This is a genomic window from Arsenophonus apicola (assembly GCF_020268605.1).
GTDB lineage: Bacteria > Pseudomonadota > Gammaproteobacteria > Enterobacterales > Enterobacteriaceae > Arsenophonus > Arsenophonus apicola.
This window is the reverse complement of the sequence record NZ_CP084222.1, coordinates 587,474-602,931: the sequence shown is the minus strand read 5'-3', so window position 1 is coordinate 602,931 and position 15,458 is coordinate 587,474. Positions and strand designations below refer to the sequence as shown.

At 36.6% G+C, this 15,458-nt stretch carries 16 protein-coding genes; 5 read left to right on the top strand and 11 right to left on the bottom strand.

Translation table 11 applies throughout. The features are described 5' to 3' along the window. Nucleotides 1-5: 5 nt before the first annotated feature. The 6 genes from proC to rsmE all read right to left on the bottom strand — a co-directional run bounded on the left by proC (nt 6) and on the right by rsmE (nt 4,522). Nucleotides 6-827 (bottom strand): pyrroline-5-carboxylate reductase, encoded by an 822-nt coding sequence (proC, locus tag LDL57_RS02645; protein ID WP_180560517.1) that lies wholly within the window; start codon nt 825-827, stop codon nt 6-8. Nucleotides 828-872: 45 nt separating this feature from the next. Beyond that, nucleotides 873-1,556 carry a YggS family pyridoxal phosphate-dependent enzyme gene (locus LDL57_RS02640; RefSeq protein WP_225506979.1) on the bottom strand — a complete coding sequence of 228 codons (684 nt, stop codon included), beginning with the start codon at nt 1,554-1,556 and terminating at the stop codon, nt 873-875. An 85-nt stretch (nt 1,557-1,641) separates the two neighbouring features. Continuing rightward, nucleotides 1,642-2,061: a Holliday junction resolvase RuvX gene (gene ruvX, locus LDL57_RS02635; protein WP_225506977.1), complete on the bottom strand. Its 420-nt coding sequence runs from the start codon at nt 2,059-2,061 to the stop codon at nt 1,642-1,644. Further along, entirely contained in the window at nt 2,061-2,624 is a 564-nt protein-coding gene (locus LDL57_RS02630; protein WP_180560514.1) for a YqgE/AlgH family protein, read from the bottom strand. The genes ruvX and LDL57_RS02630 overlap by 1 nt, the downstream gene beginning before the upstream one ends. Nucleotides 2,625-2,809: 185 nt before the next feature. Next, nucleotides 2,810-3,781 (bottom strand): glutathione synthase, encoded by a 972-nt coding sequence (gene gshB / locus LDL57_RS02625; RefSeq protein WP_180560513.1) that lies wholly within the window; start codon nt 3,779-3,781, stop codon nt 2,810-2,812. A gap of 9 nt (nt 3,782-3,790) precedes the next feature. Continuing rightward, nucleotides 3,791-4,522 (bottom strand): 16S rRNA (uracil(1498)-N(3))-methyltransferase, encoded by a 732-nt coding sequence (gene rsmE / locus LDL57_RS02620; RefSeq protein ID WP_180560512.1) that lies wholly within the window; start codon nt 4,520-4,522, stop codon nt 3,791-3,793. 256 nt (nt 4,523-4,778) lie between these two features. Here rsmE and LDL57_RS02615 point away from each other — a divergent pair, with 256 nt between their 5' ends. Further along, a complete protein-coding gene (locus LDL57_RS02615; RefSeq protein ID WP_180560511.1) occupies nt 4,779-5,465 on the top strand; it encodes a prepilin peptidase in 687 nt (228 codons plus the stop codon). Nucleotides 5,466-5,595: 130 nt separating this feature from the next. Next, a complete protein-coding gene (locus LDL57_RS02610) occupies nt 5,596-5,970 on the top strand; it encodes a DUF4354 family protein (RefSeq protein WP_180560510.1) in 375 nt (124 codons plus the stop codon). A 143-nt stretch (nt 5,971-6,113) separates the two neighbouring features. On the opposite strand, the gene LDL57_RS02605 is transcribed toward LDL57_RS02610, so the two are convergent. The 3 genes from LDL57_RS02605 to LDL57_RS02595 form a co-directional block, all read right to left on the bottom strand. Next, nucleotides 6,114-6,764, bottom strand: a complete 651-nt coding sequence (locus LDL57_RS02605; protein ID WP_180560509.1) for a DsbA family protein — start codon at nt 6,762-6,764, stop codon at nt 6,114-6,116. Nucleotides 6,765-6,779: 15 nt separating this feature from the next. After that, complete coding sequence (locus LDL57_RS02600; protein WP_180560508.1) at nt 6,780-7,652, bottom strand: MBL fold metallo-hydrolase; 873 nt, start codon at nt 7,650-7,652, stop codon at nt 6,780-6,782. 394 nt (nt 7,653-8,046) lie between these two features. Then, nucleotides 8,047-8,979 (bottom strand): LysR family transcriptional regulator, encoded by a 933-nt coding sequence (locus LDL57_RS02595; protein ID WP_225506975.1) that lies wholly within the window; start codon nt 8,977-8,979, stop codon nt 8,047-8,049. A 122-nt stretch (nt 8,980-9,101) separates the two neighbouring features. Here LDL57_RS02595 and lysA point away from each other — a divergent pair, with 122 nt between their 5' ends. Continuing rightward, the gene (lysA, locus tag LDL57_RS02590) at nt 9,102-10,388 is read left to right on the top strand and encodes a diaminopimelate decarboxylase (RefSeq protein WP_225506973.1); all 1,287 of its coding nucleotides are present in this window, start codon (nt 9,102-9,104) and stop codon (nt 10,386-10,388) included. 22 nt (nt 10,389-10,410) lie between these two features. Here lysA and fadE read toward each other — a convergent pair whose 3' ends face one another. Continuing rightward, on the bottom strand, nt 10,411-12,870 hold the full coding sequence (fadE, locus tag LDL57_RS02585; protein WP_180560669.1) for an acyl-CoA dehydrogenase FadE: 2,460 nt from the start codon (nt 12,868-12,870) through the stop codon (nt 10,411-10,413). A gap of 240 nt (nt 12,871-13,110) precedes the next feature. On the opposite strand from fadE, the gene lpcA reads away from it, so the two are divergent. Both lpcA and LDL57_RS02575 read left to right on the top strand, forming a co-directional pair. Next, a complete protein-coding gene (gene lpcA / locus LDL57_RS02580) occupies nt 13,111-13,689 on the top strand; it encodes a D-sedoheptulose 7-phosphate isomerase (protein ID WP_180560668.1) in 579 nt (192 codons plus the stop codon). 93 nt (nt 13,690-13,782) lie between these two features. Continuing rightward, on the top strand, nt 13,783-14,550 hold the full coding sequence (locus LDL57_RS02575; protein ID WP_225506971.1) for a class II glutamine amidotransferase: 768 nt from the start codon (nt 13,783-13,785) through the stop codon (nt 14,548-14,550). On the opposite strand, the gene LDL57_RS02570 is transcribed toward LDL57_RS02575, so the two are convergent. Further along, nucleotides 14,521-15,273 (bottom strand): L,D-transpeptidase family protein, encoded by a 753-nt coding sequence (locus LDL57_RS02570; RefSeq protein ID WP_180560505.1) that lies wholly within the window; start codon nt 15,271-15,273, stop codon nt 14,521-14,523. The two genes, LDL57_RS02575 and LDL57_RS02570, sit on opposite strands and share 30 nt — an antisense overlap. Nucleotides 15,274-15,458: the final 185 nt, after the last annotated feature.

Below are 15,458 nucleotides of genomic sequence, written 5' to 3'. Positions count from 1 at the left end.
AAAGATCAATATTGTTTTTCCATTTCTTCAGCGCGGCAGATTGCAGCACGCATGGCATTGGTAACAATCTGAGGTAAATTAGCTTGATAAAACTGCTCTAAGGCTTTAGCTGTTGTCCCGCCCTTAGAGGTTACTTGTTCTCTTAATGTCGCAAAAGAGAGATCTGATTTACTTGCTGCTAGGGCAATAGAACCTTGGGCGGTATATAAAACCAGCTCTTTTGCTGTTTTACTATCAAAACCAAGTCGTTCAGCCTCCTGTTGCATTGATTCCATAAATAGGAAAAAGTAAGCGGGTGCACTACCAGTTACGGCAATAATATCATTAATAGCGGCTTGGTTATTCAGCCAGAAAACTTTACCAACACTTGCCATTAGTTCTGTAGCAAAGGTTTTATCATCCTCTGATACACAATCCATGGCATACAAACCACTAACACCTTGACCAACCAGAGACGGTGTGTTGGGCATAACACGCACCAAATTTATATTAGGCGCGAGATACTGTTGATAACGTTTCGCCGGAATTCCCGCGGCAATTGTCAAAACCAATTTATTGGCAAAATTAACCTGTTCTTTTAGAGGTTGACAAACGGTTTCCATTATCTGGGGCTTAACAGCAAGAATAATAACATCTGCCTGTTTGCTTGCTTCGCTGTTATCGCTTTTTCCATTTATACCATATTTTTTTACCAGTAGTTCGCGATTTGTTGCTGTGGGGGAACATGCTGTAATGTAATTTTCCGGATAACCAGCAGATATTAATCCTGCGATAATCGCATGAGCCATATTCCCAGCGCCTATAAAGGTAATTTTTCGCTGTTGCATTATATTGCTCCTTTTATTGATCGCATTGATTTTCAAATTAATTCATTATCGGGAACCAAAAATAGCTGTGCCAATTCTGACTAATGTTGAACCACAAGCAATAGCAATATCAAGATCAGCGGTCATACCCATGGAAAGAGTATCAATATCTGGATATTGTTTTTTTAATTGATTAAATAAATTTTCCATACTGCGAAAAATTGACGTTTGTTGGCTCAGTTCATTATTTGGGGCTGGGATTGCCATTAAACCACGTAATTTTAAGTTTGGTAGTAATACAATTTCAGCCGCTAATTTATCTAATTCTGCTGGTGCAATACCTGATTTACTTATTTCATCACTGATATTAATTTGGATCAGTACGTTTAATGGCGCTTTATTTGCCGGACGCTGATTATTTAATCGTTGTGCTATTTTTAATCTATCAATAGTATGACACCAATCGAAATGCTCAGCTACCAATCGGCTTTTATTGGATTGTAGCGCGCCGATAAAGTGCCATATTAAATCCTGTTTGTGACTAAAATAGGTGATTTTTTCTATCCCTTCTTGCAAATAATTTTCGCCAAACTGGTATTGACCCGCATCGATAGCGTCTTGAATTGCCTCACATGATTTAGTTTTACTGACGGCAAGCAGAGTAATATCTTCTGGCGAGCGATGATATTTATTAGCTGCTTGAATGATGCTATTTTTGACATTAACCAGATTTTGTTGGATTGTATTCATAAAAATTTAGATGCTAAATAAAATAGGATAACAGCATAACTTCATTATCGTGGCTATGAGTAACAGTTTATTATAATTATGCTGACTAAGCATGTTGTTCAAACCAACTTTCTAAAATGATGACAGCAGAAATGGAATCAATCTTGCTTTTATTTAAAGCCCGATAACCACCCTGATTAAAGAGTTGTGCTCGCGCTTCTATCGTTGTTAGGCGTTCATCATGTAATGTAACTTGAATACCAAAGCGCCCATGCAAACGGTTAGCAAATTTACGGGCTTGATTGCTCATTGGCTGCTCTGTTCCGTCCATATTGAGAGGAAGTCCAACAATAGCTAGTTCAGGTTGCCATTCTTGTAATATTTTTTCAATTTCTAACCAGTTGGGCTTACCGTCTTTGGCTTTTATTGCTGTTAAAGGACGGGCATTTGCTGTAATTTCCTGCCCGATGGCGATGCCAATACTCAGTGTACCGAAATCAAAAGCGATAATTGTTCTATTTGCCATTATGCATGACCTGCTTGATTTGAAATATTAAAAATATCAATCCCAATCAGAGCAGCGGCTTCACGCCAGCGTTCAGCAATAGGTGTGTGAAAAATGATATTGCTATCAGCTTTAGCGGTTAGCCAATTATTTTCCATCATCTCTTTTTCCAGTTGCCCTTGTTCCCAGCTTGAATATCCTAAGGCGATAAGTGTTTTTTCTGGTTGTTTGGTGGTGCCTAAAGTTTCGAGAATATCTTTTGAAGTGGTGATCATAATTTCATCAGAAAGCTTTAAGGTAGAATGAAAACCGTTTTGTGGCGAATGTAGAATAAAACCATGCGCTTCTGCAATCGGGCCACCAGAAAAAACCGGTTGACTTAATTCAGTTATATGATCGTATTCTGTTGTTTTGATGTTTAAATTTTTTAATATGCTGTTGATTGAAATTTGTTCGATTGGTCTATTGATCACCAAACCCATAGCACCTTTTTCATTATGCTCACAGATATAAACCACCGACTTTTGAAAAAACGGATCTAATAACGTTGGCATGGCGATGAGAAAGTGGTTTTGTAAATTCATATCATTAAACTTATTTTCCTGAATTATCAATAAAATATACCTGAATTAAGCGGTAAAAAATAATTAATCAAACACACTAGGTTGTGTAAATTCTATCGTAGGTAGACTTTACGATATTCGTATTTTATAACAGTAGAAAACATTTATAGTATCCTATTTTATTATTCAGTTAACCATAATGTTAGCTATTTGTTAATTTGCTGTTTTGCAGTTAGTCGTTTTTCTATTGCATCAAATAACATACCCGTAATTGATATATCCGAAAATGCGGCTTCAATTTCACGTATACAGGTAGGACTGGTAACATTAATTTCGGTTAAGCGATCACCAATAATATCTAAGCCAACGAAAATTAACCCTTTTTCTTTTAATATAGGCGCGACTGTTCTAGCAATTTTCCAATCACTTCCTGTCAATGGCCTCGCTTCCCCAGATCCTCCAGCAGCTAGATTTCCTCGCGTTTCACCTTGAGCTGGAATACGGGCTAAGCAATAAGGAACCGGTTCACCATCGACAACCAACACACGTTTATCACCTTCTTTGATAGCAGGTAAGTAATCTTGCGCCATACAGAAACGCTGACCATGTTGGGTTAATGTTTCGATAATGACGCTGACATTAGGATCATCTTTTGTTAGCCGGAAAATAGACGCGCCACCCATTCCATCCAGGGGTTTAAAGATGACATCACCATGTTTTTGATGAAATTCACGTAGTTTTTTATTATTTCGGGTTACTAATGTATCAGGCGTTAACTTAGCAAACCAGGCAGTAAATAGTTTTTCGTTACAATCCCGTAGGCTTTGAGGTTTATTGACAATTAAACTACCTGCTTGTTCTGCTCTTTCAAGGATATAAGTGGCGTAAATATATTCAGTATCAAATGGAGGATCCTTTCGCATTAAAATCACATCAAGATTTTTCAGCGCAATATCTTGCTCAGCACCAAATTCATACCATTGCATAGTATCTTGTTTAATATTGATCAGTTGCTTAGTATGCCCGTATGCTTCGCCTTGTAATAAATAGAGATCGCCCATTTCTAGATAGTGAATTTCATAGCCACGGCGTTGTGCTTCTAATAGCATAGCGAAACTACTATCTTTTTTAATTTTTATGGTTGAAATGGGATCCATCACAATACCTAATTTGATCATTTTGTCTCCTTAACCAAGATCGCCGAAACGAACTTGTAATGCTGTGATTGCAGTTAACGCAGTGGTTTCTGTTCTTAATATCCGAGGTCCAAGTAGGATATTAGTAAATTGGTAATTAGTTGTCATTATGATTTCTTCTGGTGAAAGTCCGCCTTCTGGGCCAATGAGTAAGCGGACTTTATTTACAGATGCAGGCAGTGTATTAATACTTGATTGGGCTTTAGGATGGAGATTAATTTTTAATGCATCATCTTTTTCCATGCACCAAGCTTCAAGAGGCATGACTGAACGAATTAAGGGGATCTTGTTACGTCCACATTGTTCGCAAGCAGAAATAGCAATATTCTGCCATTGTTGTTGCTTTTTACTCAGTCGCCCGGGATCCAGTTTAACATTACAGCGTGCAGAAAGTAGTGGAGTAATGGTATTGACGCCAAGCTCTACTGATTTTTGAATAGTGAATTCCATTTTTTCCCCGCGAGAAATAACTTGTCCAAGATGGAGATCTAAAGGGGATTCTCTGTTTGCAATTGTCGCCAGCCCGAGCTGCACTATAACTGATTTTTTATTAGCCTCGAGTATTTGCGCCACGAAAATAGAATTACTACCGTCAAATAACTCAATATTTTGTCCTACACTCATACGTAGAACTCGACTAACGTGGTTAGTGGCATTATCACTTAATCGTATTATTGCGCCTGATTCTAATGCTTCAGGATGATAGATCCGAGGAACACGCATAACCATGCTTCCTTATAAACTGAATGCTAGCAAAATATTGTGCCTATAATAGAGATGGGAAAATAAACTAGCAAGTTGTCTCGCTAGCTATTGATTTTCCCTTTTTATTTTGCGTAATAATTCGCAAAAAATCGCTTACAAGCAGATTATTGTTAATATCTATTGTAGAACTGTTGTTAAGCATTGTTTTTTATTTATGCATGTTGGAAATGGATGCTGAGAGAATAATGAGGATTTTTCAAAAAGGAATTTGAAGATGGCAACGTGGCTCACCACTTTTTCGTATTGGCAACTGATACAAGCGTTTATTATAACAATTATTTTATTCCCTTTAAGCCAATTATTAATTAGTTATTTACCATTTCATCTATTTAATTATAGATTTAATGGCTCACCCAGTAGATGTCTCCTTTTTATTACTCTTTTTATTCCTTTCACTATCATATTCTTGTTACTTACCGACCTTAGCCATATGATGATTTTACTTTTTTTCGTCTGGTTTAGCGTATTACTGGCTTTTATTGATCATCAGACAGGCTATTTACCAGATTTATTAGTCTATCCCTTACTTGTATTAGCATTACTTTTTCATGCTATGCAATCTAGTGAGCAACTGTTACTAGCTATTTATGGTGCCTTGATTGGTTATTTAATATTTTGGTTTATTTATGGTTTTTTTAAATTGGCTATTAAACGTCGAGGATTAGCACAAGGAGATATTAAACTTGTTGCGGCTTATGGTGCTTGGTTAGGCATATATATTTTACCTTATCTAATGTTATTATCTGCTTGTCTAGGCTTACTTAATTATGTTTTTTTATGGGTCAAAATACGATATAAACCAGATAAAATTGCTTTTGGTCCCGCATTAGCCAGTGCAGGTATTAGTCTCATGTTGATTAAATATTTTAAAGAGGATTGGCTCATAAAAAATATTCTTTAACAAGTTAGTATGTTGATATTTGGGGCTATAGGGTAACTCTGTTACACTTAGACTGGTATTATTAATGAAAAAAGACTTTATTAATTTTATGTACTTTTAACTCACTAGATAAAATATGAGGAAAGTTCAAATGAAAAAAGCAAGTTTGCTATTATCTTTTCTTATCTGTTGTTCATTTTCAATTATGGCAACTGTGCCAAATGGTGTTACGGTATTTGCCTCTCAAAAAGAAGCCGGTAGTATTTCTACAGCGAAGAAATCCTATTATACAAAAAGATTCGAGGTAATGGTTGCTAATTTGTCGGAAAAAGAGCTTGATCTGTCTAAATATTGTTTCAAGGCTTTTTTAGGTTCAAGAGAATTCAAAGTTGATACCATTGATGAGAACTTACATAATAAAGTGCTAAAAAATAACGAAAATGCAAAAGGTATGATTGTATTTGCTTCTATTAATCGTGATATTACTAAAGCAGCAATGGTTAAATTAACTGATAATTGTAAATAAATAATCTCAAAACGCAGCTTAACTTTATAATAAGCAGCTGCGTTAAATTATTAGAGATGTCTTTTTAATAAGTTTAAATTTATTCTTACACTAACTAAATAACTGTTTACCCCTTTCAATCCATGGAAAGGCATAAATAAATTTTATGATAAAGAAGCTGCTGATAAATTTTGTAGATATTTTTGCCATAGTTGGGGTTGAGAAAAATATCTATCTAAATTTATTACCATCAGATTTTCATTATGTTGAGCAATTAGGGTCGGAAAACCGGAACGAGCAACTTTATGTAATAAGGTACGACTAGATTGGATATGTTTGTTAGTTGGTTCATCTTTATTGATGGCAAAAGTTTGTTGAAACAGCGGTTTGTCTAGTCCAATCTGTTGTGCTAATTGCAACAAAGTGTTCTCATCACTGACCTGAAGCCCATCAATATAATGCGCTGTTTGGATGGCCTTTAACATTGTTAAACCTTTATTTGCTAATTCATCAGCGGTAATAATTGCTGTTATCGGTGGTAACGAATCTAGTATTACATTATTTTGTTGTAACATTTGGTGATAATTATCACCAAATGTTTGTCCAGTTATACTGGCAATCTGCTTATCAGTATCTAACAAAAATTGACGCCATTGATCGTCAATCTTTACTCGGTTATAACCTGTCAGCATACCACCACCATGTAGTTGTAGTTTAATATTTGGCTGACTAGCTGCAATTTCTATCAATGGAGACGCACCATAACACCAACCACAGAAAGGATCAAAAATATAATGTAAGGTTATTGATGACATTTTTTCCTCGCGAAATTATTGTGGCCATTTCATTTCACCCTTCAATACTTTGGCGCTCAATTCGAGACTAGCAGGCTCTTTTAAATTTGGGTAAGCTTGCTGCATAATGTCAATGACTTCAGTTGAATTTTTACTTTTTGCTAAAACTTTTTCTAGTTTTTTTATATAGTTTTCTGTAAAAGTAACGCTGGTAATATCTTTTGCCGAAGGTTCAAGGTAATGCCCCGGAATAACGACTTTTGGCTTAAGTTGTTTAATACTTTCTAACGCTTGTAGCCAGTGTTGGCGAGATGCTTTGCTCTGAGTGTCAGCTGTCCAGACATGAATATTGTCAGAGACAAGAACACCGCCAACAATAGCTTTAAGTTTAGGGATCCAAACAAAAGTACGATCAGGTGCAGCACTTTTTAGTCCCTGAATTTTAATTTTTTCACCATTAACCGTTAATGTATTACCTTGCAACACCTCAGGAATAATGATTTTGTTAGGTGCTTGTTGTTTCAATATAGGCCCCCAATAGGCCTGTTTACCCTCTTTTGTCGCCTTTATCGCTTTAACCGTCTCGGCTGTTGCTAATACTTTTGCATTAGGAAAAGCTTTAGTAATAACCTCTAGTCCAAAATAATAATCGGGATCAGAATGACTAATATAAATTGTTGTTAGTTTTTTATTTAGTTTTTTTATACCATTAACTAATTCTTCCGCATCATTTTTTTGAAATTGGGCATCAATAAGAATTATTTCATGCTCGCCACTAATAATTTCAGAAGAGACGGGGAAAATACTTTTTTCACCGGGGTTATAGACTGACATTTTTAAATTTGTCGCTTGAACTAATGTGCTGAAAGTAAAAAGCACAGCCATAGTGATGATGGAGCCAACTTTCATAATGTTTTCCTTAATACTGAATGAATGTTTAATCACTCATAGCAAATGGTAAAAACCGAAAGAAAAATAACACGCTTGACAGTAAGTTATTGTATATATGCGTATTCAAACAGGGTAACAATACAATTTCACCAGCAAAGAGTATTTTAGTCGCTGCTTGGCAAATTTCGCCCATATACAAAATAGTATTACTGTGGATCGACAATTAATCAATAAAACAGTTAACTGACGAGATGATCCTATACAATTAGCATGGCATATTATTAATTAATCAAAAAATAATCTAATTATTTTTAATTATCAATATTTTATTTATAAAAATAACTCAATAATATTAAGAATTAGTATTCAATTTTTTAAACTTAAATTGGTTGATGGATCAGTTTAAAAATAATCAATCATGAAAGGCTTTAAGTAACTGTGTTTCAAATTCTTTAATAGTCATTTTTAGGCATTGAATAAATCTTTCAGTAAGTTCAGAAGAAGGGCGATGTATTGGCTTAATTAAATTGACAGTGAAAGGAATTGGTTTAATAAAAGGTCTGATACAAAGGCTATCAGGATCATGTTGTAGAAAATCAATAACGGTAAATGGATTGACGATTGAAATACCTAATCCTTCCCTGACCATAGCACAAACAGAGGCAGCATTATGTACTTCCATAATCATTCGCCGGCTAATATGTTGTTCAGCAAAAAATGTATCAATTGCTTGGCGATAACTATCGGTAATTGAGAGACTAATAAAAGCAACATTATTAAAGTCTTTAGCCGTTAAATATTTTTTTTTACTTAGTGGGTGCATACGAGGTAAAACAACGACTTCATTTAGGCTAATTAAAATATCGCCATAGGTACCGGTGGGTATCTGTTGATTTTCTGTCAAACCGATATCGTAATGTTGCGCTGAAAGCCATTCCTCTAATATAGGTGACTCTTGAGAGGTAATGGTGAAGTTAACTTCAGGGTAATTGAGCAGCAACCGTTTACAGACTTTAGGTAATAGCGACTGACTAAATACCGGTAAACAGGCAATTGAAAGTTTACTATCACAAAATTGTCTGATATTTTCCGCCATATTATAGATCCTTTCTAATCCATAATAAGAACGTTCGACTTCTGCGAATAACCTTAACCCCTGAGCAGTTGGCAATAGCCGCCCTTTGACCCTATCAAATAATTTAAATCGTAACAGATTTTCTAGACGACTGATTTCACGGCTGACTGTGGGCTGAGATGTTCTAAGTAATTGGGCTGCATCGGTTAAGTTTTTGGTGGTCATGACCGCGCGAAAAATTTCTATATGACGCCAGGAAAAAGTTTTCATTTATATAACTCGCTGCAGTTATCTATATCCAATATGAATAAACTATAGCTAAATAGATATTTTTAATCCTCATTTTTTCTATTAATAATAATAAAAAATGAAAAAATAAATTAAGGTTATTAATGACAACGTTTGCAACCACAACGAGTCGATATTTGACAGCAGAACAATTAATTAAACTTCCTGCTCAATTCGAAACCCCTATCTGGATCTATGATAGTGAAGTTATTATACAGGCGATTATGCAGTTAACCGCATTTGATGTGATCCGTTTTGCGCAAAAAGCATGCTCCAATATTCATATTTTGCGTTTGATGCGTGAACAGGGGGTGAAAGTTGATGCTGTATCATTAGGCGAAATTGAAAGAGCGTTAGTCGCAGGTTTTCGTCCAGGAAGTGAACAAGCCGAAATTGTGTTCACCGCGGATGTGATTGAAAAGCAAACTCTTGAGCGTGTAATAGAGTTAGATATTCCGGTTAATGTCGGATCGATTGATATGCTGGTTCAATTAGGAAAAGCCAAACGGCATCATCCTATTTGGTTACGTATCAATCCTGGGTTTGGCCATGGACATAACCAAAAAACCAACACGGGTGGAGAAAATAGTAAGCACGGTATCTGGTTTAGTGATCTGCCATTAGCTATTGAAAAAATTAATCAATATCAGTTAACGCTGGTCGGGATACATATGCATATTGGTTCTGGGGTTGATTATTGTCACCTGGCTAAAGTCTGTGACGCCATGGTAGAGCAGGTCATCTTGAGTGGTTGTGATATACAAGCTATTTCTGCTGGTGGCGGATTGTCGATCCCATACAATTTAGCTGAAGAGCGGATTGATATTAACCATTATTTTGCCTTATGGAATAGTGCTCGTGAACGTATTTCAGCGCATTTGGGGCATCATATTACACTAGAAATTGAGCCTGGTCGTTATTTGGTAGCAGAATCAGGTGTGCTTTTAGCTGAAGTTAGGGCAATAAAAAAAATGGGCAAAAATCATTATGTACTAGTTGATAGTGGTTTTAATGATCTTATGCGTCCTGCTATGTATGGTTGTTATCATCATATCTCTGTCTTAGCAGCGGATAATCGAGATCTTACTAATGAAAATTTACGTGAAACCTTAGTTGCTGGTCCTTTATGTGAATCTGGTGATGTTTTTACACAGGCAAATAACGGCGCTGTTGTCCCTCGTTTATTACCTGAAATTCATGTGGGCGATTATTTAGTTTTTCATGATACTGGTGCTTATGGTGCTTCTATGTCTTCTAATTATAATAGTCGCCCGCTAATTGCTGAAGTAATGTATTTAGATGGTGAGCCAAAATTAATTCGTCGGCGTCAAACATTGGCAGAGTTGTTGGCATTAGAAACATGTTTGATAACTAGTAATAAGGGAGCTTAACAGCTCCCTGTAAGCACCAGGATTAAGCAGCTTGCTCTTTATTTAACGGCGAACTATTTTTCTGTTTATCAGTTTTTTCACTAGCCACAGCCAGGGCATCATATTCAAATTCATCAACATTGATTGTTCTTGAACGGCTGGCTTCTGCTTTCCGTAAAATGTCAGCTTCTTGTGGGGTAATTTTACCGTCAGCAAGTGCTTGCTCAGCAAGTTTATCTAAATTGGTAAAGTGCGGTTTGTGTGCATTTTGGCTAACTAAGCGTTCGAAGATTGGCTCAGCGGCAATAATATCTAATAACGCGGCATTAATTATGCCATGAGGGTTGGACTCACTGGGTGTCATATATTGACCGCGACCAATGCGATCACGTGTTTCTGATGGTGTCATCATAATTTTTGCTAGTTTATGATCAAGTTGATCATTAGGTGGGGAATAATGATAACCCAATGGGAAAATGATAATACGGATTAACATAGCTACTAGACGATTCGGAAAGTTACGTAGCAGTGCTTGCATGGCTTTCTCTGATTGAAACAAACAATCTTTTATTACCCATTCGACAATAGGCAAATCCATTGTTGGACGGCCATCATCCTGAAAACGTTTTAATGTTGCTGATGCTAAATAGAGGTGACTCAAAATATCGCCTAAACGGGCAGAAATACGTTCACGGCGTTTTAACCCGCCACCTAATACAGCCATAGAAATATCAGCCAGTAAGGCAAGATTGGCACTTTGTCGATTCAATTGCTGATAGAAGCGGCGAGTATTATCTTTTGTTGGTGCTTTGCTTGTTCTGCCGTTTGTTAGGCCTAAGTAGAAACTGCGGAATAGGTTACTTATTGTGTGGCTCAAATGGCTAAACAGTAATTTATCAAAAGTGACAATATCGTTATTTTGGGTTGCAGCTATTTCCTGCAAAAGGTAAGGATGACAGCGAATAGCCCCTTGGCCAAAAATCATCATACTTCGTGTTAAAATATTGGCGCCCTCAACAGTGATCGCAATAGGAGCCCCTTGATAAAACCGAGCGAGGAAATTTGCCGGACCCATACAAATACCTTTACCGCCAGCAATATCCATTGCATCAATAATTGCTTTTTGGCCTCGATGAGTACAGTGATATTTTACAATCGCAGAGAGGACGGCTGGTTTTTCGCCTGATACAATTGCTGTAGTAATTAACGTTGAAGCAGCATCCATTAAATAGGCATTACCAGCGATACGCGCTAAAGGCTCCTCAATACCTTCCATTTTTCCAATAGGTAGTTTGAATTGCCGACGGATATAGGCATATGCGCCGATTGCCATTGCAATACTTTTTAAGCCACCCGTAGCGTTAGATGGAAGCGTAATACCACGACCAATAGAAAGACATTCCATTAACATACGCCAGCCTTGGCCGGCCATTTTGGCACCACCGATAATATAATCAATCGGCACAAAAATATCTTTACCGCGTGTAGGGCCATTTTGGAAAGGAATATTCAAAGGAAAATGGCGATGGCCAATTTCTACCCCATCAATATTGGTAGGTATCAAAGCGCACGTAATGCCGAGATCGGCTATATCGCCCAATAAATGATCAGGATCATAAAGTTTAAAGGCTAGCCCTAATACTGTAGCTACCGGCGCTAAGGTAATATAACGTTTATTCCAATTTAGACGCATACCTAATATCTGTTGGTTTTCCCATTCGCCCATACAGACAACACCGCTATCAGGAATAGCTCCAGCATCGGAACCGGCTTCAGGACTGGTTAATGCAAAACAGGGGATCTCTTCACCGCGCGCTAGTTTGGGGAGATAGTGCTGTTTTTGCTCATCTGTGCCATAATGTTGTAAAAGTTCTCCTGGGCCTAATGAGTTAGGTAAACCAACAGTAATGGCTAATATACCGGAAACCCCAGCTAATTTTTGTAATACCAGCGCTTGAGCATAAGCAGAAAATTCCAGTCCACCATACTCTTTTTTGATGATCATCGCGAAAAAACGGTGTTGCTTTAAATGTTGCCATAATTCAGTGGGTAGATCGGCTAGTTCATGGCTAATTTGAAAGTCATTAGCCATACGGCATGCTTCTTCAACTGGGCCATTTAGAAAGGCTTGTTCTTCAGCTGTTAATTGCGGTTTTGGATAATTATGTAATTTATCCCAGTTAGGCGTACCTTGAAATAAGTCGCCTTCCCACCAAGTTGTGCCCGCCTCGATGGCTTCTTTCTCGGTTTTTGACATGGCGGGGATAATTTTCTGAAAAATTTGTAAGGCTTTGCTAGAAATAAATGAGCGGCGAACTGGCAAGTAGACCAGCGGGAATAATATCGCTGCTGCGAGTAATAACGTCCAATAATACCATAAACCAGCACTAGCCATAACTAAACAATAAGCAAGTATAAGTAGGCTACTAAATAGTAGATTCGTTTTGTGATAACAAAGAATTCCGAATAAACCAATAAATAGAAAAAAAGTGAGTAGAGCCATCATGGTACTCCTGATTATGATTAAACTAAGTCATCGGAGGTCATATCTGTGTTTTTTCTTATCTTTAATCTATGTAATTTTATTTATCAATATTTTTACATGTTAATTACAATGTAGTTCACAAATTATTTATTGAACTTAACTTAGTTATGATAAGTATCTTTGATACTTCTTTCATAAAGTTTAATCCGTTACACTGGGATTGTTGAAAAAAATAATATTTTATTAGGAGTAAAAATGATGTATCAGGAGCTTATTTGTGCTGAATTAGAAGAAGCGGCGGTTACATTGAAGAATTTTCTTAATAACAAAGAAAATATCGAAGCGATTGAGCAAGCCGCGATTATGTTGGCAAATGCCTTTAAAGCGGGAGGAAAAGTAATATCTTGTGGCAATGGTGGTTCGCATTGTGATGCCATGCATTTTGCCGAAGAATTAACTGGACGTTATCGGGAAAATCGGCCAGGTTATCCTGCCATTGCGATTTCCGATGTTAGTCATCTCTCCTGCGTTGGTAATGACTTTGGCTATGACTATGTTTTTTCTCGCTATATAGAAGCTGTGGGTAAAGAAGGAGATATACTCTTTGCGCTTTCCACATCAGGTAATTCTGGCAATATCATTAAGGCAATCGAGGTTGCGCGTGCGAAAGGAATGCAAGTGATTATACTGACAGGTAAAGAAGGTGGAAAAATGGCAGGAACCGCTGATATTGAGATCCGTGTACCTCATTTTGGCTATGCCGATCGGATCCAAGAAATTCATATTAAAGTGATCCATATCTTAATTCAGTTAATAGAGAAAGAGATGGTAAAATAGTATTGCTATACAATATTGCCGGATGGGTAAGGCATTTATTTTACATGATAATGTTTGAATTTAGCAATTTCATTCTGGCATAAAGGAGGCATTATGTGTGAATTACTCGGTATGAATGCTAATGTCCCGACAGATATTAATTTTAGTTTAAGTGGTCTTATCTCTCGAGGAGGCCAGACAGGGCCACATAAAGATGGTTGGGGGATCACTTTTTATGAAGGTCGAGGATGCCGAACATTTAAAGATCCTAAGCCTTGTTATCAGTCGCCAATTGCGCGCTTTGTACAAGAGTATCCGATTAAGTCAGAAGCAGTTATTGCGCATATTCGCCAGGCAAATCGAGGTGATGTTTTATTAGAAAACACCCATCCTTTTACCAGAGAACTATGGGGAAAAAATTGGACTTATGCTCACAACGGCCAACTTAAAGGTTATAAAAAATTAGCAGTAGGGCATTATCGGCCAATTGGAGCGACAGATAGTGAGTGGGTATTTTGTTGGATGTTAAATCAACTTTCAGAAAAATATCCTAAAAAACCGGCTAACTGGTTAACTGTATATCGATTTATTGCCAAACTGGCTGATCAATTAAAGCTAATGGGGGTATTTAATATGTTGATTTCCGATGGACGATACATGATGGCCTATTGCGCGACTAATTTGCATTGGCTTACACGCAAAGCACCTTTTGGTAAGGCAAGGTTGCTTGATAACGATATTGAAATCGATTTTCAGCAACATACTCAAACAACTGATATCGTATCAGTGATTGCAACCCAGCCTTTAACTGGCAATGAGTATTGGCAACGAATCCAGCCGGGGAGTTTTGTTTTATTCCATTTGGGCACGCGCATACTGTAATCTTTCACCTACTATAGCTGGCGATGATTGACGATTAGGAAATTTGTTTACTAAATATTGTCCTTGTTCAATATTAATTACCGGCAATTGATTTGTTTTAGTAAAATATTCATATGCGGGTTGCAGTTGCTGCCAAAACATATAGTAACGTGAATTCCGGTGACGATTCATATTGGCCGATGTCATTTTAAAAGGATAAATATTGACCTGTATTTCATATTGGCCATTCTGTAAGGCATTTTCCACATAACGATAGATTTCATTTATATAGCGATCAGTCATAGCATAGCAGCCAATTGACCTACAGCCACCATGTACCATTAAATAAGCACCTGTATAACCATGAGCTCGGTCATATTCATTAGGAAAACCTAAATTAAAAGCGCGATAATATTTACTATTGGGTTTTAATTGTGAGCGTGTAATGCGATAAAATCCTTCTGGACTTTTTAAGTCACCTTCTCTTGTTTTAGGCCCTAATCCACCAGAAAAATTACAGATTGGATAGCTTTTAAATAAGGAAAATAACCCTTTTTCATTTTTAGTATAGAGTTCAAGTACTCTTTCTTCTTTAAAAATTTGAATAAATAGTGAATTATTTAAGTGTTTTTTGCTGTTATTACGGATATCCAATGGATAATATAGCCTTGACGCTGAGTAGCTATTACTGATAAAAAATAAAAGGGAAAAGATCCCTATGCTAATAAAAAAAGAGCGTTTCATAAGTTCCATACAAAAGTGAGTTATTGTACAAAAAAAGTACATAAATATTAATCATACATTTGTATTGTAGTTTTTTATATTAAAAATTAATAATTTTGTCTCCTGCCATTTTTGGCTTATTTCGCTAAAAATTCTAATATCCATCGAAAAAGATGATTTGAATGATCGTTATTTGCGAATTGTTC

Coding starts and splice junctions, on each gene's coding strand:
- proC (WP_180560517.1), bottom strand. CDS start 827: ATGCAACAGCGAAAAATTACCTTTATAGGCGCTGGGAATATGGCTCAT.
- LDL57_RS02640 (WP_225506979.1), bottom strand. CDS start 1,556: ATGAATACAATCCAACAAAATCTGGTTAATGTCAAAAATAGCATCATT.
- ruvX (WP_225506977.1), bottom strand. CDS start 2,061: ATGGCAAATAGAACAATTATCGCTTTTGATTTCGGTACACTGAGTATT.
- LDL57_RS02630 (WP_180560514.1), bottom strand. CDS start 2,624: ATGAATTTACAAAACCACTTTCTCATCGCCATGCCAACGTTATTAGAT.
- gshB (WP_180560513.1), bottom strand. CDS start 3,781: ATGATCAAATTAGGTATTGTGATGGATCCCATTTCAACCATAAAAATT.
- rsmE (WP_180560512.1), bottom strand. CDS start 4,522: ATGCGTGTTCCTCGGATCTATCATCCTGAAGCATTAGAATCAGGCGCA.
- LDL57_RS02615 (WP_180560511.1), top strand. CDS start 4,779: ATGGCAACGTGGCTCACCACTTTTTCGTATTGGCAACTGATACAAGCG.
- LDL57_RS02610 (WP_180560510.1), top strand. CDS start 5,596: ATGAAAAAAGCAAGTTTGCTATTATCTTTTCTTATCTGTTGTTCATTT.
- LDL57_RS02605 (WP_180560509.1), bottom strand. CDS start 6,764: ATGTCATCAATAACCTTACATTATATTTTTGATCCTTTCTGTGGTTGG.
- LDL57_RS02600 (WP_180560508.1), bottom strand. CDS start 7,652: ATGAAAGTTGGCTCCATCATCACTATGGCTGTGCTTTTTACTTTCAGC.
- LDL57_RS02595 (WP_225506975.1), bottom strand. CDS start 8,979: ATGAAAACTTTTTCCTGGCGTCATATAGAAATTTTTCGCGCGGTCATG.
- lysA (WP_225506973.1), top strand. CDS start 9,102: ATGACAACGTTTGCAACCACAACGAGTCGATATTTGACAGCAGAACAA.
- fadE (WP_180560669.1), bottom strand. CDS start 12,870: ATGGCTCTACTCACTTTTTTTCTATTTATTGGTTTATTCGGAATTCTT.
- lpcA (WP_180560668.1), top strand. CDS start 13,111: ATGTATCAGGAGCTTATTTGTGCTGAATTAGAAGAAGCGGCGGTTACA.
- LDL57_RS02575 (WP_225506971.1), top strand. CDS start 13,783: ATGTGTGAATTACTCGGTATGAATGCTAATGTCCCGACAGATATTAAT.
- LDL57_RS02570 (WP_180560505.1), bottom strand. CDS start 15,273: ATGAAACGCTCTTTTTTTATTAGCATAGGGATCTTTTCCCTTTTATTT.